The sequence below is a fragment of the Klebsiella sp. HMSC16A12 genome, from assembly GCF_001808265.1.
Lineage (GTDB): Bacteria > Pseudomonadota > Gammaproteobacteria > Enterobacterales > Enterobacteriaceae > Klebsiella > Klebsiella pneumoniae.
On the sequence record NZ_KV792643.1, the window covers coordinates 81,710 to 99,217 of the forward strand.

A 17,508-nucleotide genomic window follows, 5' to 3' on the forward strand; every position below is an offset into this window, starting at 1 on the left:
AGGTAAGCATACGGCTTTCGTTCGAAGGATAGCCAGATGACAAATTTGCCAAAAACTGGATAAATGTACGCATCGTGATTAAGGATGATTTAGATCACATTTATCGGCGCTGGCTGGGATGGGAGGTAACTATAGCGCGCACAAAAGTCAGGTTTAACACACAAAAATCTAGTTTTTTACCGGGGATGCTTTTTCCGTCAGCTGGCTATGGTACTGGCGGCGGTATTCAGACGGCGAGCGTTCCGTAGTTTTGCGGAACAGGCGGCAGAAGTAGTTGCTGTCGGCGAAGCCGCAGGCGTGGGCGATGTCTTTCACTTTCATATCGTGGCCCTTCAGCAGCATACGGGCCTGTTCGAGACGAATATGGTTTAGATATTCATTGAAGCCCATTGGCCCACATTTCTGGAACAGATGGGAAAGATAGTTGGGAGAGAGGTAGAACGCCTGGGCCACCGATTCCCGGCTCAGCGGTTCCGCATAATGGATGTCCATATATTGGCGGATCGCTTCAAACAACGCCTGGCTGCGCGAGGAGGTTTGCGCCTGGCTGCCGAGAAGATCATGGCAGTGGCTGAGCAGGCTGACGACGATGCTGCGGGCGGTTTGCTGCTCCTGCGGTTGCATCCGGAGTTCATTGAGCGCCTGCAGCAGAAATGATCCGACGCGCGGCCCGCGGCGCAGCGCCTGCCGCTTGTCGACAACAGTTATCGCCTTGCCATTCCAGTGCTGCAGCGAGCACTCCAGCTGCTGCTTAGCGAACAGGATGCTTAACAGCAGGCAAGGCGCTTGCCACTGCGGGCAGTTCCAGCTATCGCCAGGAATATAGAGCACGTCGTTGGCTTCGAGGGGAGGGGCGTTATCGCCGAGCGCCTGGTCGGGCAACTGCCCATCGAGGAGGATATTCAGACGGGGAAAATCCACCTGCACCACCGGCTCAGCAGGCGAGCGCGTCTCGCCGGCGAAATAAACCCGGCCGAGGCTGGTCTGCTTTTTTAGCAATGCATCAATAAGTTGATTGATATCGTTGTCCATCATTCTTCCGTTCAGCGCATCACCCTTTTCATCATACCGGACATTATTCCAGCGGTAAAAGCGCTTGCCTGTCGCTCTTGCCTCCCAGACAAGGTATGTTATATCGTAACAATTTGTCGCCATTGATAGCAAACTCAGGAGAGAGTAATGACCAGAAAGATCCCCCTGCTGGCCTTAGGATTCGGCATGGCTTTAGCCAGCGCCCAGGCGTTCGCCCACGGCAACCATAGCCATGGCCCGGCGTTAACCGAAGTGGAGCGTCAGGCCAGCGAAGGCATTTTTGCGGATAAAGATGTGCAGGACCGCGCGCTGAGCGACTGGGAAGGCGTCTGGCAGTCGGTGAACCCGTATCTGCTCAACGGCGATCTCGATCCGGTGCTGGAGCAGAAGGCGAAAAAGCCCGGCGGCAAGAGCGTGGAGGAGTATCGCGCCTATTATAAGAAGGGCTACGCCACCGATGTGGAGCAGATTGGCATTGAAGATGACGTGATTGAGTTCCACGTTGGCCAGACCGTCAATAGCTGCAAATACCGCTATTCAGGCTATAAAATTCTGCATTACGCCTCCGGTAAGAAGGGCGTGCGTTATCTGTTCGAGTGCCAGCAGGGCGATGCCAACGCGCCGAAATTTGTGCAATTCAGCGACCATATCATTGGCCCGCGTAAATCACAGCATTTCCATATTTTCATGGGCAATGAATCACAGGAGGCGTTGCTGAAAGAGATGGATAACTGGCCGACCTATTATCCGTATGCGCTGCATAAAGAACAGATCGTTGATGAGATGCTGCACCACTAGAACGGGCGGAAAACCCCCGGCCGGGCGGCCGGGGAGAGATAGATTAACCGGTGTTACGCATACCGGCGGCGACGCCGGCGATGGTGACCATCAGCGCTTGTTCAACGCGCGGATCCGGGTCCTTGCCCTCTTCTTCAGCCTGGCGTGAACGGTGCAGCAGTTCCGCCTGCAGGACGTTCAGCGGGTCGGTATAGATATTACGCAGCTGGATAGACTCGGCGATCCACGGCAGGTCGGCCATCAGATGGGAGTCGTTGGCGATGGCCAGCACGACGTTGATATCGGCAGCCAGCAGCTTGCGCAGCTCGGAACCCAGCGCCCACAGCTCCGGCTTCACCAGGCGCTGATCGTAGTACTCCGCCAGCCACAGGTCGGCCTTCGAGTAAACCATCTCCAGCATGCCGAGGCGGGTAGAGAAGAACGGCCAGTCGCGACACATGGCTTCCAGTTCACTCTGTTTTCCACCTTCGACCACCTTCTGCAGCGCAGCGCCAGCGCCCAGCCAGGCCGGCAGCATCAGGCGGTTCTGGGTCCAGGCGAAGATCCACGGAATGGCGCGCAGCGACTCGACGCCGCCGGTTGGACGACGTTTTGCCGGACGCGAACCCAGCGGCAGTTTGCCCAGCTCCTGCTCCGGGGTCGCAGAGCGGAAGTAAGGGACGAAATCTTTGTTTTCACGCACGTAGCCGCGATACATCTTGCACGACACGTCGGACAGCTCGGCCATGATGTCGCGCCATTCTGCTTTCGGCTCCGGCGGCGGCAGCAGGTTGGCTTCCAGAATGGCGCTGGTATACAGCGACAGGCTGCTGATGGTGACTTCCGGCAGGCCGTACTTAAAGCGGATCATCTCGCCCTGCTCGGTAACGCGCAGGCCGCCTTTCAGGCTTCCCGGCGGCTGCGAGAGCAGCGCGGCGTGGGCCGGCGCGCCGCCGCGGCCGATAGAGCCGCCGCGACCGTGGAACAGCGTCAGTTCAATACCGGCTTTTTCGCAGGTTTTGATCAGCGCGTCCTGCGCCTGGTACTGCGCCCAGGAGGCGGCCATCACGCCGGCATCTTTAGCGGAGTCAGAGTAGCCGATCATGACCATCTGCTTGCCCTGGATAAAGCCGCGGTACCAGTCGATATTCAGCAGCTGGGTCATGACGTCGTTGGCGTTGTTGAGGTCATCCAGCGTTTCGAACAGCGGGGCCACCGGCAGAGCAAAGCCAATCCCGGCTTCTTTCAGCAGGAGATGAACCGCCAGCACATCGGACGGCGTTTTCGCCATCGAGATCACGTAGGCGGCGATCGATCCGCGCGGCGCCTCGGCGATCACCTTGCAGGTGTCGAGAACTTCACGCGTCTCTTCGCTTGGCTCCCACTGGCGCGGCAGCAGCGGACGTTTGGAATTCAGTTCGCGGATCAGGAAAGCCTGTTTGTCGGCTTCCGACCAGCTTTCGTAGTCGCCGATCCCGAGGTAACGGGTCATTTCACCCAGCGCTTCGGTATGGCGGGTGCTTTCCTGACGAATATCAATACGCACCAGCGGTACGCCGAAAGACTTCACGCGGCGCAGGGTGTCGAGCAGCTCGCCGTTGGCGATAATGCCCATGCCGCAGGCCTGCAGCGATTTATAGCAGGCGTACAGCGGTTCCCACAGCTGCTCGTTCTGAGTGATCAGTCCCGCCGGTTTCGGCAGCTTCTGACCTTTCAGACGCGCTTCCAGCCAGGCCTGGGTCTCCATCAGTTGAGAGCGCAGTTTTTTCATCAGATAACGGTAAGGTTCCTGAGCGCCCTCGGCGCCAGCCAGGGCGCGCAGCTCGTCGGTACACTCCACCATCGACAGCTCGGAGATCAGCACCTGCACGTCTTTGAGGAACAGGTCGGTCGCTTTCCAGCGGCTGAGCAGCAGCACGTGGCGGGTGATGTCGGCAGTCACGTTCGGGTTGCCGTCGCGGTCGCCGCCCATCCACGAGGTGAAACGCACCGGGACGAAGTCCACCGGCAGCTGATAGCCAAGGTTGGCTTCCAGCTGTTCGTTCAGCTCGCGCAGATAGTTAGGCACCCCTTCCCACAGGCTGTTTTCCACCACCGCGAAGCCCCATTTGGCTTCATCGACCGGGGAAGGGCGGTGCTTACGAATTTCATCGGTATGCCACGACTGGGCGATCAGCTGGCGCAGACGGCGCATCAGCTGATGGTGCTCATAGTCAGCGATATCTTTGTTGTCCAACTGCTTAAGGCAGTTGTTCACTTCCACCATTTTATGGATCAGCGTCCGGCGGGTGATCTCGGTCGGGTGGGCGGTTAACACCAGCTCCAGAGACAGCGATTCCACCGCTTGTTTGATGGTCTCTTCATTGAGATTGGGTTGGTCTTTGAGCTTTCTCAGGGTACGCGCAATGACTTCCGGATTGCTGGCCGCTTCGCCATTGGCCGAAATGCTGTGGTACTGCTCAGCGGTGTTGGCCAGATTCAGAAACTGGCTGAAGGCACGGGCCACCGGCAGCAGTTCGTCGTTTGACAAATTCTGCAGCGTGGTCAGCAGCTCCTGGCGGTTAGCTTCGTTGCCGGCGCGTGAAGATTTGGACAACTTACGGATAGTTTCGACACGATCAAGAATATTTTCTCCCAATGCATCCTTGATGGTATCGCCCAGCACCTTGCCGAGCATACTGACATTACTACGCAATGCGGAATATTGTTCGTTCATGTTACCCCAGACACCCCATCTCATTTTATTTTGTTATATCCGCTGCGCTGGAACGTGAGCAACGGATAAGCAACCCGTCTTTTATAAAGCCACGTAAATACCCCCACGTCAATTACTGCGAAATCGCTTCAGCAAACGAGTAAATCGCCGTAATTTGCGAAATTTAATTCAGGGAGCGCTGGATAAGCATCGCTTATGGAAATGTGACGATCGTCACCGTTCCGCCCCGGGAGAACGGGGCGGAAAAAGAGGGCGATTTTAGTGCCAGCAGAAGTGATGAACCACCTGGCTAATCAGCTCCCGGGTCGGCTTGATAAAGCGCGTCTCCAGATACTCGTCAGGCTGATGGGCCTGATTGATGGAGCCCGGGCCGAGAACCAGCGTCGGACACAGCGTCTGGATAAACGGCGCTTCGGTGCAGTAATTCACCACGTCGGTCTGCACGCCAAGCAGTTTCTCGACCACCTGCACCAGCTTATAGTCCGGCGGGCACTCGTAGCCGGGGATCGGCGGATGCAGCTCAGAGACCGTCAGGCGGCCCGGCCAGCGTTCGCTGACCGGGGCCAGCGCCTCGCCCAACAGACCATTAAGATCGTTTAGGGTCATCCCCGGCAGCGGGCGGATATCCATATGCAGTTCACAGCAGGCGCAGATACGGTTTGAGGCATCGCCGCCATGGATAGCGCCCAGGTTGAGGGTTGGGTAAGGGACCGTAAACGCCTCGAAGTGATAGCGCTCTTTAAGCAGATCGCGCAACTGCATAATCCGGCCGATGGCGTCGTGCATCAGCTCAATCGCGTTGACCCCGCGCGCCGGATCGCTGGAGTGGCCGGACTGGCCCTGAATACGGATCGCGTTGGACATATGGCCTTTATGGGCGCGGATGGGCTGCAGGGAGGTGGGCTCGCCGATGATGGCGCAGTCCGGGCGCAGCCGGGTGGTTTCGGCAAAGTAGCGCGCGCCGGCCATGCTGGTCTCTTCGTCGGCAGTGGCCAGAATATACAGCGGCTTTTTCAGCGTGGTGACGTCGACATCGCGCAGGGCGTCGAGAATAAAGGCGAAGAAGCCTTTCATATCGGCCGTGCCGAGGCCGTAGAGCTTGTTATCGTGTTCGGTGAGGGTGAACGGGTCGCGCGTCCAGCGGCCATCATCGAACGGCACGGTATCGGTATGCCCGGCGAGCAGCAGGCCGCCGGCGCCGTGTCCGGTGCTGGCCAGCAGGTTGAATTTATGGCGCGTATCCGGCACCGGCTGTATCTCAACATTGAAGCCGAGATCGCGGAACCAGCCTGCCAGCAAATTGATTAAAGACTCATTGCTTTGATCGAGAGCCTCTTCGGTCGCGCTGATGGACGGTGTGGCGATCAACGCGCGGTAAATCTCGATAAAGGGCGGTAAATTGTTTTTCATTGTTGACACACCTTGGGTCGTGATAGTATCAATATTCATGCATTTATTGTGAATAAAAATACAATATCGTTGAGCGTAAGAAAACCCATCGAATGTAAGGAGATGCGCTTCCAATGTTAAATACGCTGATTGTGGGTGCCAGTGGTTATGCCGGCGCAGAGCTGGTGACCTATATCAATCGTCATCCGCATATGAACATAACCGCTTTGACGGTCTCCGCGCAAAGCAATGATGCGGGAAAATTAATTTCCGACCTGCATCCGCAGCTCAAAGGCATTGTCGATATGCCGCTGCAGCCGATGTCCGATATCAGCGAATTCAGCGCTGGCGTGGACGTGGTGTTTCTCGCCACCGCGCACGAAGTGAGTCACGATCTGGCGCCGCAGTTTCTTGCCGCTGGCTGCGTGGTGTTCGATCTCTCCGGTGCCTTCCGCGTTAACGATGGGGCGTTCTACGAAAAATATTACGGTTTCACTCATCAGCATCCCGACCTGCTCAAACAGGCGGTGTATGGTCTGGCGGAGTGGAGCGCGGATGCGCTTAAAGACGCGCAGTTAATCGCAGTGCCAGGCTGCTATCCGACGGCGGCGCAGCTGTCGCTGAAGCCGCTGATTGAGGCCAATCTGCTGGATCTCAACCAGTGGCCGGTAATCAACGCTACCAGCGGGGTGAGCGGCGCGGGTCGTAAGGCCGCGATCGGCAACAGCTTCTGTGAAGTTAGCCTGCAGCCGTACGGCATATTTAACCATCGCCATCAGCCGGAGATTGCCAGCCACCTCGGGGCAAAGGTAATTTTTACCCCGCACCTGGGTAATTTTAAGCGCGGCATCCTGGAAACCATTACCTGCCGCCTGAAGCCGGGCGTCGGCCATGCGCAGATCGCGGCGGTTTACCAGCAGGCTTACGCCGATAAACCACTGGTACGTTTATATGATAAAGGCGTGCCCGCTTTGAAAAGCGTCGAAGGCCTGCCATTCTGTGATATCGGTTTTGCCGTGCAGGACGATCATCTCATCGTCGTCGCGGCAGAGGATAACCTGCTGAAAGGCGCCGCAGCGCAGGCGGTGCAGTGCGCGAATATTCGTTTCGGCTTCGCTGAGACGCAGTCTCTTATTTAAGGTGTGATGATGAACCCATTAATTATCAAACTTGGCGGCGTATTACTCGATAGCGAAGAAGCGCTGGAGCGCCTGTTTACCGCGCTGGTTAACTACCGTGAAGCGCACCAGCGTCCGCTGATTATCGTCCACGGCGGCGGCTGCGTGGTGGATGAGCTGATGAAGCAGCTCAACCTGCCGGTGCAGAAGAAAAATGGCCTGCGCGTTACGCCGGCTGAGCAAATCGACATCATCACCGGCGCGCTGGCGGGAACCGCCAACAAGACGCTGCTGGCGTGGGCGAAAAAACATGGTATTTCCTCGGTAGGCCTGTTCCTCGGCGATGGCGATAGCGTGAAGGTCACGCAACTGGATGCTGAGCTGGGCCATGTCGGGCTGGCGCAGCCGGGCTCCCCGGCACTGATCAACACCCTGTTGGCCGGCGGTTACCTGCCGGTGGTGAGCTCTATCGGGGTGACCGATGAAGGCCAGCTGATGAACGTCAACGCTGACCAGGCGGCGACAGCGCTGGCGGCCACCCTGGGGGCGGATCTGATCCTGTTGTCTGACGTTAGCGGTATCCTCGACGGTAAAGGGCAGCGCATTGCCGAGATGACCGCCGAGAAAGCGGAACAGCTGATCGAGCAGGGGATTATCACCGACGGCATGATTGTTAAAGTGAATGCGGCCCTTGACGCCGCACGTGCTCTGGGCCGTCCGGTGGATATCGCCTCCTGGCGTCACGCCGAGCAGCTGCCGGCGTTATTTAACGGCACGCCGATCGGCACACGTATTCTGGCTTAAGATTTCATGCCCGGCGGCGCGTCGTCTGCCGGGCTTACAAGACCGTAGGCCGAGCGGCACAATGCCGCCGGCGGAACTAACGAATAAAGGAAGCATGTTATGGCACTTTGGGGCGGGCGTTTTACACAGGCAGCAGATCAACGGTTCAAACAGTTCAACGACTCGTTGCGCTTCGACTATCGTCTGGCGGAGCAGGATATCGTTGGCTCTGTCGCCTGGTCGAAAGCGCTGGTAACGGTCGGCGTTCTGAGTGCCGCTGAACAGCAGCAGCTGGAAGAAGCGCTGAACGTGCTGCTGGAAGAGGTGCGCGCCAATCCGCAGCAAATCCTCGCCAGCGATGCCGAAGATATTCACAGCTGGGTGGAAGGCAAGCTGATCGATAAAGTGGGCCAGCTGGGCAAGAAACTGCACACCGGGCGCAGCCGTAACGACCAGGTCGCCACCGATCTTAAACTGTGGTGCAAAGATACCGTTGTCGAACTGCTCTCGGCGAACCGCCAGCTGCAGAGCGCGCTGGTGGAGACCGCCCAGCAGAATCAGGACGCGGTAATGCCGGGGTACACCCACCTGCAGCGCGCCCAGCCGGTGACCTTCGCGCACTGGTGTCTGGCCTACGTTGAAATGCTGGCGCGTGACGAAAGCCGTCTGCAGGACGCGCTGAAGCGCCTCGACGTCAGCCCGCTGGGCTGCGGCGCGCTGGCGGGGACGGCGTATGAGATCGACCGCGAGCAGCTGGCCGGCTGGCTGGGCTTTGCCTCCGCCACCCGCAACAGCCTCGACAGCGTGTCCGATCGCGATCATGTGCTGGAGCTGCTTTCCGATGCGGCTATCGGTATGGTGCATCTGTCGCGCTTTGCGGAAGATCTGATTTTCTTTAACTCCGGCGAGGCGAACTTCGTCGAGCTTTCCGACCGCGTGACCTCCGGCTCCTCGCTGATGCCGCAGAAGAAAAACCCGGACGCCCTGGAGCTTATCCGTGGCAAATGCGGCCGCGTGCAGGGTGCGCTGACCGGCATGATGATGACGCTGAAAGGACTGCCGCTGGCCTACAACAAAGACATGCAGGAAGATAAAGAGGGGCTTTTCGACGCCCTGGATACCTGGCTCGACTGCCTGCATATGGCGGCCCTGGTGCTGGACGGCATTCAGGTAAAACGTCCGCGCTGTGCGGAAGCGGCGCAGCAGGGCTATGCCAACGCCACTGAGCTGGCGGATTATCTGGTGGCGAAAGGCGTACCGTTCCGCGAGGCGCACCATATTGTCGGTGAAGCGGTAGTGGAAGCCATTGCGCAAGGGAAACCGCTGGAAGCGCTGACCCTGGCCGATCTGCAGAAATTCAGCCCGGTGATTGCGGACGATGTGTATCCGATCCTGTCGCTGCAGTCCTGCCTCGAGAAACGCGCAGCGAAAGGCGGCGTCTCGCCGCAGCAGGTAGCCCAGGCTATCAACGAGGCGAAGGCTCGTTTAAGCTAATCCTTAGATATCTGCCCTCCCTGACCCGGCCAAGCCCAGCGACGCCGGGTTTTTTATGCAAAAAAAAAGCGGACGCAAGGTCCGCAAAAGTTCACGTTGGCTTTAGTTGTTCGGGTAGAGAAACAGTGTGACGGGTCAGTGATTTTCACAGGTAGACCGTCTTTATGGGCGTATTATTGAACAGAAAACTTGATAGGGATAATCGTTCGTTGCTATGCTATCTATCGCCATGGACTATCGTGGCGATGGAGGATGAATAATGAATATTCGCGATCTTGAATACCTGGTAGCGCTCGCCGAACACCGCCACTTCCGGCGGGCGGCTGACTCATGCCATGTGAGCCAACCGACGCTCAGCGGACAGATCCGCAAGCTGGAGGATGAGCTTGGCGTCATGCTGCTGGAGCGCACCAGCCGTAAGGTTCTGTTTACCCAGGCGGGGCTGTTGCTGGTGGATCAGGCGCGTACCGTGTTACGCGAAGTAAAAGTGCTCAAGGAAATGGCAAGCCAACAAGGGGAAACCATGTCCGGGCCGCTGCATATCGGCCTGATCCCGACAATTGGCCCGTACCTGCTGCCGCACATCATTCCGATGCTGCATCAGACCTTCCCGAAGCTGGAAATGTATCTGCACGAAGCGCAGACCCATCAGCTGCTGGCTCAGCTCGACAGCGGTAAGCTCGACTGCGCCATCCTGGCGCTGGTCAAAGAGAGCGAGGCCTTTATCGAGGTGCCGCTGTTCGATGAGCCGATGATGCTGGCTATCTATGAAGATCATCCGTGGGCGAACCGCGATCGGGTGCCGATGTCGGATCTGGCCGGTGAAAAGCTGCTGATGCTGGAGGATGGCCACTGTCTGCGCGATCAGGCGATGGGCTTCTGCTTTGAAGCGGGGGCGGATGAGGATACCCACTTCCGCGCGACCAGCCTGGAAACGCTGCGCAATATGGTGGCGGCAGGCAGCGGCATTACCCTGCTGCCGGCGCTGGCGGTGCCGCAGGAGAGAAAACGCGATGGCGTAGTCTACCTGCCGTGCATTAAGCCAGAGCCAAGACGCACCATCGGTCTGGTTTATCGTCCGGGCTCCCCGCTGCGCAGCCGCTATGAACATCTGGCGGAGGCCATCCGCGGTACGATGGATGGCCATTTCGACAAGGCGTTAAAACAGGCGGTTTAAGCCGTTCAGCGCGGCAACCCGGTACGCTTCCGCCATGGTCGGGTAGTTAAAGGTGGTGTTGACGAAGTACTCAATGGTGTTGCCACCGCCTTTCTGCTCCATGATCGCCTGGCCGATATGAATAATTTCGGCCGCGCGCTCGCCAAAGCAGTGAATGCCAAGGATCTCCTTGGTTTCACGATGGAACAGGATCTTCAGCGTACCAACGCTCATACCGACGATTTGCGCCCGCGCCAGGTGTTTAAACTGGGCGCGGCCCACCTCATACGGCACTTTCATCGCCGTCAGCTGCTGCTCGGTTTTCCCGACGGAGCTGATTTCCGGAATGGTATAGATCCCGGTCGGGATATCTTCAATCAGATGCGCTGAGGCTTCGCCTTTCACCAGCGCCTGGGCGGCAATGCGTCCCTGATCGTAAGCGGCAGAAGCCAGGCTTGGATAGCCGATGACATCGCCAACCGCATAGATGTGCGGGAGGGCGGTCTGATACATGCTGTTGACCTTCAGCTGACCGCGGCTGTCGGTCTGCAGACCGATATTTTCCAGCGCCAGGGTGTCGGTGTTGCCGGTGCGGCCGTTAGCGTACAGCAGGCAATCGGCCTTCAGCTTTTTGCCGGACTTCAGGTGCATGATCACCCCGTCATCCACCCCTTCAATTTTCTCATACTCCTCGTTGTGGCGAATAACCACGCCGCTGTTCCAGAAGTGATAAGAGAGCGAGTCTGACATCTCCTGATCGAGGAAGGCCAGCAGACGATCGCGGGTGTTGATCAGATCGACCTTCACCTCCATGCCGCGGAAGATCGACGCATATTCACAACCGATCACCCCGGCGCCGTAAATGATCACATGGCGCGGCTCATGCTGCAGGCTGAGAATCGAATCGCTGTCATAGATGCGCGGGTGGTGGAAATCGACATCCGCCGGATGGTAGGGGCGCGATCCGCAGGCGATAACGAATTTCTCCGCGGTCACAGTCTCGACCGTGCCGTCATGGCACTCCAGCGCCAGAGTATGCTCATCCACGAAGTGGGCATTGCCCTGCAGAATTTCACAGTGGTTGCGCTCATAGAATCCCTGGCGCATATGAGTCTGCTGGTTGATGACGCTGTCGGCATGGTTAAGGATGTCGGCGAAAGAAGAGCGAAGAAGGCGGGAGTGGTCGCTGTAGAGGGGGTTTTGGTTAAACTCGATAATACGGCTGACGGCATGGCGGAGGGCTTTCGACGGGATGGTGCCCCAGTGGGTGCAACCGCCGCCGACATTATGGTAGCGCTCGATGACGGCAACGCGTGCTCCCTGTTTCACCAGTCCCATGGCGGCGCCTTCCCCGCCAGGACCGGAACCAATCACTATTGCATCATAATCCCAAGAGTGTGACATGGCATTACTCACCTGTTTTATACATAAAATAAACACGATGATAACATTCGCTGAGCTTTAACCCAATTATCGTTGTGCTTTTTTGCAGCATAAAAGCAGAAACGGCTCGTAAACAATCATTCACAATCCAGGGCAAACCGATTAGTTTTAATCTCTGGTATAGTGCCAGCAGGGCTATTGGAAGGATTCATACATCGTGATGGGCGTAAGAGCACAACAAAAAGAAAAAACCCGCCGTTCGCTGGTGGAAGCGGCATTCAGTCAACTTAGCGCTGAGCGGAGTTTCGCCAGCCTGAGCTTGCGTGAAGTGGCACGGGAAGCAGGGATCGCGCCGACGTCCTTTTATCGTCATTTTCGCGACGTCGATGAGCTGGGCCTGACGATGGTCGATGAGAGCGGACTGATGCTGCGCCAGCTGATGCGCCAGGCGCGCCAGCGGATAGCCAAAGGCGGCAGCGTGATCCGCACCTCGGTCTCCACCTTTATGGAATTTATCGGTAACAACCCGAACGCCTTCCGCCTGCTGCTGCGCGAGCGCTCGGGAACTTCTGCGGCGTTTCGCGCCGCCGTCGCACGCGAGATCCAGCACTTTATTGCGGAACTCGCCGACTATTTAGAACTCGAAAACCATATGCCGCGCGCCTTTACCGAAGCGCAGGCTGAAGCTATGGTCACCATCGTTTTTAGCGCTGGCGCGGAAGCGCTGGATGTCGGCCCTGAGCAGCGCCGGCAGCTGGAGGAACGGTTGGTACTGCAGCTTCGAATGATCTCGAAAGGCGCGTATTACTGGTATCGCCGTGAACAAGAAAAAATGTCACATCATTCCGAATAACGTGAAGGACGAGCAATGAAACACTCAGTTCAAGATAAAGGTACGCTGCTGCTGGCGCTGATTGCCGGGTTATCCATTAATGGCGCCTTTGCGGCGCTGTTCAGTTCGATAGTTCCGTTTTCCGTCTTCCCCATTTTATCCCTGCTGCTGACGGTCTACTGTCTGCATCAGCGCTATCAGAATCGCAGTATGCCCGTTGGGCTACCGGGCCTGGCCGCCGCCTTTTTTATTCTCGGGGTGCTGTTGTACAGCACCGTCGTGCGTGCGGAGTACCCGGATATCGGTTCTAACTTCTTCCCGGCCGTTCTGTCCGTCGCGATGGTCTTCTGGATCGGCTACAAGATGCGTAACCGCAAAGATACCGCAGCCGAGTAAGCCGCCAGCGGTAAAAAAACCGGCAATATGACGTTGCCGGTTTTTTTGGGCCTATTTGCGGGTCAGCAGGACGCCGCACTCCATGTGATGGGTATACGGGAACTGGTCGAACAGCGCCAGCCGGGTAACGTTGTGCGTCTGGCTTAGCGTTTCCAGATTGCGACACAGCGTTTCCGGGTTGCACGAAATGTACAAAATACGCGGATAGGCCTGCACCATTTTTTCCGTCTCGCTGTCCAGCCCGCTGCGCGGTGGATCGACGAAGATGGTTTCGCACTGATAGCTATGCAGATCGATACCCTGCAGCCGGTTGAACTGCCGCACCCCGTTCATCGCCTGAGTAAACTCTTCCGCCGCCATGCGGATAATCTGCACGTTGTCGATATGGTTAGCGGCGATGTTGTACTGCGCCGCCGCCACCGACGGTTTGGCGATTTCGGTGGCCAATACGCGATCGAAATTACGTGCCAGCGCCAGCGAGAAGTTACCGTTGCCGCAGTACAATTCCAGCAGGTCGCCAGTCGCCCCTTTGGTGACATCCAGTGCCCACTCCAGCATCTGAATGTTCATGGCCGCGTTCGGTTGAGTAAAGCTGTTTTCCACCTGACGGTAGATCATCTCCCGCCCGCCAACCGGCAGGCGTTCATCTATATAATCCTGATCGAGCTCGATTTTAGTTTTGGTCGCCCGCCCAATCAGATGCACATTGAGCCCCTGGGCTCGCAGGGCGTCACGCAGCGCCTCCGCTTGCTCTCGCCAGGCATCGTCCAGCTTTTTATGATACAGCAGCGAAACGACCGCCTGGTTGCTGAGGGTGGTCAGATAGTCAATCTGGAACAGCTTCTGGCGTAGCACGGGATTGTTGCGTACGCCCTCCAGCATGGCGGTCATCAGCTGATTGATCAGCGCGCTGGCGGCCGGGAAGCTGTCAACGCGAATCCGCGACCGGGTCTGCTGATCGAAAATAATATGGTACAGATCGTCGCCATCGTGCCACAGACGGAACTCGGCGCGCATACGGTAGTGGCTGACCGGCGAACGAAACACTTCCGGAACCGGCGCGGCAAAAGGCGCCATCATGGTTTGCAAACGGACGACTTTTTCTGCCAGCTGCGCTTCGTATTGTTCGGTAGGAAGGTGTTCGGGGGTCATGATGTATCCTGAATAAAATAAGTACGCGGGGATTGTAGGGAAAGCGCCGGGGATGTCCAGCCTCGAATGCCGCGGGAAATATAATTAGCAGTCTGGACATCTATATGGTTCTGATTGTAGCATTCGCCTACCGGTCCTGTGAGTTAAAAGGGAACCCAGTGGAAATCTGGGGCTGACGCGCAGCGGTAAGGAAGGTGAGAAATGAGCGCACTCGGTGCAGACACTGCGGCTAGCCGTGGGAAGTCATTATTTCTTGAAACAGCCTCCAAGCCCGAAGACCTGCCGGAATACGTCGCACTGGGTTTTATCGTCGCGAGCAACTGATAAAACCTGCGGCATCCTTTTTCTGTTTCGGATGCTTTTACAATGATTAAAAAAGCTTCGCTGATGACGGCCTTATCCGTCACGGCATTTTCCGGCTGGGCGCAGGATAGCAATTCAGATACGTTGGTGGTGACAGCAAACCGTTTTCAACAGCCGGTCAATACCGTGCTGGCGCCGACCGACATTGTGACGCGCGATGACATCGACCGCTGGCAGTCCAAAGATTTAAACGATGTCATGCGTCGTCTTCCCGGGGTCGATATTGCCCGCAACGGCGGCATGGGGCAGAGCGCTTCGCTGTATGTTCGGGGGACGGAGGCTCGTCACGTGCTGGTGCTGATCGACGGTGTGCCGATGGCGCGTCCGGGGATCTCCAACGGCGTAGATATCAGTCAGATCCCTATCTCACTGGTCCAGCGGGTGGAATACATCCGCGGCCCGCGCTCCGCGGTGTACGGCTCCGGAGCGATCGGCGGGGTGGTGAACATCATCACCATGACCGACGCTGAGCGTTCGCAGATCAACGCCGGCGCGGGTACGAACGGCTATCAGTCCTATGACGGCGCCTTTAACAAGCGGTTTGGCGATACGTTGGTTACCGCTGCTGGCGCCTATCAGACCACCAAAGGGTTTAACGTCCAGCCGAATTCCTCTTACAGCGGCGACAGCGATCGCGACGGCTACCGCAATAAAATGCTGTGGGGCGGGGTACAGCATCAGTTCGATGACAACTTCTCGGGGTTCTTCCGCGGCTATGGTTATTCCGCCAACGCTGACTATGACCAGGGTAACTGGGGCTACGCAGGTGGAAACGATGAAGATCAATCCTATACCCAATCCTGGGATACCGGTCTGCACTACCACTCCGGAATTTACTCCTCCCAGCTGATTGCTAACTATCAGCGCATCAAAGATTACAACTACAGCAGCGACGCTGGCCGCTATGCCGCGGGCACCACCCTGGATGATATGGAACAGCGCTATATCCAGTGGGGAAATAATGTTGTGGTAGGCCATGGGGCAGTGAGCGGCGGCGTTGACTGGAAACAAGAGAAGCTGAAATCCAGCGGAACGACCAGTACCGACGTGTATAAGCGTGACACCACCGGTCTTTATCTGACGGGACAGCAGCAGATTGACAGCGTGACGCTGGAAGCTTCCGGCCGTGAGGATCATGACGAGCAGTTTGGCTGGCACGGTACCTGGCAGACGGCCGCAGGCTGGGAATTTATCGACGGTTATCGGACAACGCTCTCGTACGGCACAGGATTCCTCGCCCCCTCCCTCGGGCAGCAGTACGGTGCAGAACGCTTTGGCATCGCCTCTAACCCGAATCTGAAGCCAGAGGAGTCGAAGCAATGGGAAGCGGGCCTTGAAGGGTTAACGGGGCCGGTCGACTGGCGCCTCTCCGCGTATCGCTATGAGATTCAAAACCTCATCGATTACGACAACAACGCCTATTACAACGTCAAGTCGGCGACGATTAAGGGGCTGGAGTGGACGGGGAATATAACCACCGGGCCGGTGGAGCACCATCTGACGCTGCAGTATGTTGACCCTCGCGATGATGAAACCAATAAGATCCTCTATCGCCGGGCGAAGCAGCAGGTGAAATACGAGCTGAACGGCCAGGTCTACGATCTGGGGTGGGATGTGACGTATCACTACATCGGCAAGCGTTACGATTATGACTACGACAACTCGCGTACCGTCAATATGGGTGGGTTGAGCCTCTGGGATGTCGGTTTATCGTATCCCGTCACCTCACACCTGACAGTTCGTGGTAAAATAGCCAACCTGTTCGATAAAGATTACGAGACAGTTTATGGCTACCAATCTGCAGGACGGGAATACACCTTGTCTGGCAGCTACACCTTCTGATCCACGTCCCACCGTGCTGGTGTTTGATTCCGGCGTCGGTGGGTTGTCGGTTTATAATGAGATTCGGCAGCTGCTGCCGAATCTGCATTACATCTATGCTTTCGATAACGTTGCCTTCCCCTATGGCGAGAAGAGCGAGGAGTTTATCGTTGAGCGCGTTGTGGAAATCGTCACCGCTGTCCAGCAGCGTTATCCCCTGGCGCTGGCGGTGATCGCCTGCAATACCGCCAGTACCGTCTCCCTGCCTGCCCTGCGTGAAAAGTTCGCTTTCCCCGTCGTTGGCGTGGTGCCGGCGATCAAGCCCGCCGCCCGTTTAACGGCGAACGGCATTGTTGGCCTGCTGGCGACGCGCGGTACCGTAAAGCGTCCTTATACCCGTGAGCTGATCGACCGCTTTGCCAATGAATGTCGGATTGAAATGCTGGGGTCGGCGGAGCTGGTGGAGCTGGCGGAAGCGAAGCTGCACGGCGAGCCTGTGCCGTTAGAAGAGCTGCGCCGTATCCTGCGCCCATGGCTGCGGATGCAGGAGCCGCCGGATACGGTGGTGCTGGGCTGCACCCACTTTCCTCTTTTACAGGAGGAGCTGCAGCGCGTTCTGCCGGAAGGCACACGGCTGATCGATTCCGGCGCGGCGATTGCCCGTCGCACCGCCTGGCTGTTAGAGCATGAAGCGCCGGATGCGAAGTCCAGCGACGAGAATAAGGCATTCTGCATGGCGCTGACGGCAGAAACAGAACAGCTTTTACCCGTTCTGCGTCGCTATGGCTTCTCGACGCTGGAAAAATTACCGCTCTAAGGGCGTTTTGCACAAAAAAGAGACGGTTGAATAATTTTTTGAAAACAGGGCTTGTCAACGTCTCAGAACTCCCTATAATGCGCCTCCACTGACACGGAACAACGGCAAGCAAGCCGCCGGGTCAGCAGGGTTTTAGCGGTGAAGTTCAGCGCTAAAAACTGACAGAGAAAAGCAAAATAAGGGCTTGACTCTGAATGAGGAAAACGTATTATACGGGACCTCGCAACGGTGAGCTGAAAGCCGCGTTGCAACTGCTCTTTAACAATTTATCAGACAATC

Annotated in this window: 14 protein-coding genes and 1 riboswitch; of the genes, 9 read left to right on the plus strand and 5 right to left on the minus strand. The window is 57.2% G+C overall.

Annotated features, from left to right (window positions below):
* Positions 1-168 precede the first annotated feature (168 nt).
* On the minus strand, positions 169-1,155 hold the full coding sequence (locus HMPREF3140_RS23300) for an AraC family transcriptional regulator (RefSeq protein ID WP_074195537.1): 987 nt from the start codon (positions 1,153-1,155) through the stop codon (positions 169-171).
* A gap of 24 nt (positions 1,156-1,179) precedes the next feature.
* On the opposite strand from HMPREF3140_RS23300, the gene zinT reads away from it, so the two are divergent.
* Positions 1,180-1,830 (plus strand): metal-binding protein ZinT, encoded by a 651-nt coding sequence (gene zinT, locus HMPREF3140_RS23305; protein ID WP_004187297.1) that lies wholly within the window; start codon positions 1,180-1,182, stop codon positions 1,828-1,830.
* Between the two features lie 43 nt (positions 1,831-1,873).
* Here zinT and ppc read toward each other — a convergent pair whose 3' ends face one another.
* Complete coding sequence (gene ppc / locus HMPREF3140_RS23310; protein WP_004181636.1) at positions 1,874-4,525, minus strand: phosphoenolpyruvate carboxylase; 2,652 nt, start codon at positions 4,523-4,525, stop codon at positions 1,874-1,876.
* Between the two features lie 258 nt (positions 4,526-4,783).
* Entirely contained in the window at positions 4,784-5,935 is a 1,152-nt protein-coding gene (argE, locus tag HMPREF3140_RS23315) for an acetylornithine deacetylase (RefSeq protein WP_032412686.1), read from the minus strand.
* Positions 5,936-6,048: 113 nt separating this feature from the next.
* On the opposite strand from argE, the gene argC reads away from it, so the two are divergent.
* From argC to oxyR, 4 genes are all read left to right on the plus strand, one after another.
* Entirely contained in the window at positions 6,049-7,053 is a 1,005-nt protein-coding gene (gene argC, locus HMPREF3140_RS23320; RefSeq protein ID WP_004181637.1) for an N-acetyl-gamma-glutamyl-phosphate reductase, read from the plus strand.
* Between the two features lie 6 nt (positions 7,054-7,059).
* Complete coding sequence (argB, locus tag HMPREF3140_RS23325) at positions 7,060-7,836, plus strand: acetylglutamate kinase (protein WP_004187843.1); 777 nt, start codon at positions 7,060-7,062, stop codon at positions 7,834-7,836.
* 99 nt (positions 7,837-7,935) lie between these two features.
* On the plus strand, positions 7,936-9,309 hold the full coding sequence (argH, locus tag HMPREF3140_RS23330) for an argininosuccinate lyase (protein WP_004146283.1): 1,374 nt from the start codon (positions 7,936-7,938) through the stop codon (positions 9,307-9,309).
* A gap of 259 nt (positions 9,310-9,568) precedes the next feature.
* Positions 9,569-10,486 (plus strand): DNA-binding transcriptional regulator OxyR, encoded by a 918-nt coding sequence (gene oxyR, locus HMPREF3140_RS23335; protein WP_002883015.1) that lies wholly within the window; start codon positions 9,569-9,571, stop codon positions 10,484-10,486.
* On the opposite strand, the gene sthA is transcribed toward oxyR, so the two are convergent.
* Complete coding sequence (gene sthA / locus HMPREF3140_RS23340; RefSeq protein ID WP_002883016.1) at positions 10,469-11,869, minus strand: Si-specific NAD(P)(+) transhydrogenase; 1,401 nt, start codon at positions 11,867-11,869, stop codon at positions 10,469-10,471. The two genes, oxyR and sthA, sit on opposite strands and share 18 nt — an antisense overlap.
* 196 nt (positions 11,870-12,065) lie before the next feature.
* Here sthA and fabR point away from each other — a divergent pair, with 196 nt between their 5' ends.
* Together fabR and HMPREF3140_RS23350 are read left to right on the plus strand one after the other, a co-directional pair.
* The gene (gene fabR / locus HMPREF3140_RS23345; RefSeq protein WP_004151856.1) at positions 12,066-12,701 is read left to right on the plus strand and encodes an HTH-type transcriptional repressor FabR; all 636 of its coding nucleotides are present in this window, start codon (positions 12,066-12,068) and stop codon (positions 12,699-12,701) included.
* 15 nt (positions 12,702-12,716) lie between these two features.
* On the plus strand, positions 12,717-13,076 hold the full coding sequence (locus tag HMPREF3140_RS23350; RefSeq protein WP_002883021.1) for a YijD family membrane protein: 360 nt from the start codon (positions 12,717-12,719) through the stop codon (positions 13,074-13,076).
* A gap of 51 nt (positions 13,077-13,127) precedes the next feature.
* On the opposite strand, the gene trmA is transcribed toward HMPREF3140_RS23350, so the two are convergent.
* Positions 13,128-14,228 (minus strand): tRNA (uridine(54)-C5)-methyltransferase TrmA, encoded by a 1,101-nt coding sequence (trmA, locus tag HMPREF3140_RS23355; protein ID WP_002883023.1) that lies wholly within the window; start codon positions 14,226-14,228, stop codon positions 13,128-13,130.
* 114 nt (positions 14,229-14,342) lie between these two features.
* Positions 14,343-14,530: riboswitch (cobalamin riboswitch) on the plus strand.
* A 64-nt stretch (positions 14,531-14,594) separates the two neighbouring features.
* On the opposite strand from trmA, the gene btuB reads away from it, so the two are divergent.
* Positions 14,595-16,433: a TonB-dependent vitamin B12 receptor BtuB gene (gene btuB, locus HMPREF3140_RS23360; protein WP_004146288.1), complete on the plus strand. Its 1,839-nt coding sequence runs from the start codon at positions 14,595-14,597 to the stop codon at positions 16,431-16,433.
* Positions 16,378-17,229, plus strand: coding sequence for a glutamate racemase (gene murI / locus HMPREF3140_RS23365; protein ID WP_002883026.1), 852 nt, complete (start codon positions 16,378-16,380; stop codon positions 17,227-17,229). The genes btuB and murI overlap by 56 nt, the downstream gene beginning before the upstream one ends.
* Positions 17,230-17,508 lie beyond the last annotated feature (279 nt).

Coding starts and splice junctions, on each gene's coding strand:
- argC (WP_004181637.1), top strand. CDS start 6,049: ATGTTAAATACGCTGATTGTGGGTGCCAGTGGTTATGCCGGCGCAGAG.
- HMPREF3140_RS23350 (WP_002883021.1), top strand. CDS start 12,717: ATGAAACACTCAGTTCAAGATAAAGGTACGCTGCTGCTGGCGCTGATT.
- btuB (WP_004146288.1), top strand. CDS start 14,595: ATGATTAAAAAAGCTTCGCTGATGACGGCCTTATCCGTCACGGCATTT.
- murI (WP_002883026.1), top strand. CDS start 16,378: ATGGCTACCAATCTGCAGGACGGGAATACACCTTGTCTGGCAGCTACA.
- ppc (WP_004181636.1), bottom strand. CDS start 4,525: ATGAACGAACAATATTCCGCATTGCGTAGTAATGTCAGTATGCTCGGC.
- zinT (WP_004187297.1), top strand. CDS start 1,180: ATGACCAGAAAGATCCCCCTGCTGGCCTTAGGATTCGGCATGGCTTTA.
- oxyR (WP_002883015.1), top strand. CDS start 9,569: ATGAATATTCGCGATCTTGAATACCTGGTAGCGCTCGCCGAACACCGC.
- sthA (WP_002883016.1), bottom strand. CDS start 11,869: ATGTCACACTCTTGGGATTATGATGCAATAGTGATTGGTTCCGGTCCT.
- trmA (WP_002883023.1), bottom strand. CDS start 14,228: ATGACCCCCGAACACCTTCCTACCGAACAATACGAAGCGCAGCTGGCA.
- HMPREF3140_RS23300 (WP_074195537.1), bottom strand. CDS start 1,155: ATGGCGACAAATTGTTACGATATAACATACCTTGTCTGGGAGGCAAGA.
- argE (WP_032412686.1), bottom strand. CDS start 5,935: ATGAAAAACAATTTACCGCCCTTTATCGAGATTTACCGCGCGTTGATC.
- argH (WP_004146283.1), top strand. CDS start 7,936: ATGGCACTTTGGGGCGGGCGTTTTACACAGGCAGCAGATCAACGGTTC.
- argB (WP_004187843.1), top strand. CDS start 7,060: ATGATGAACCCATTAATTATCAAACTTGGCGGCGTATTACTCGATAGC.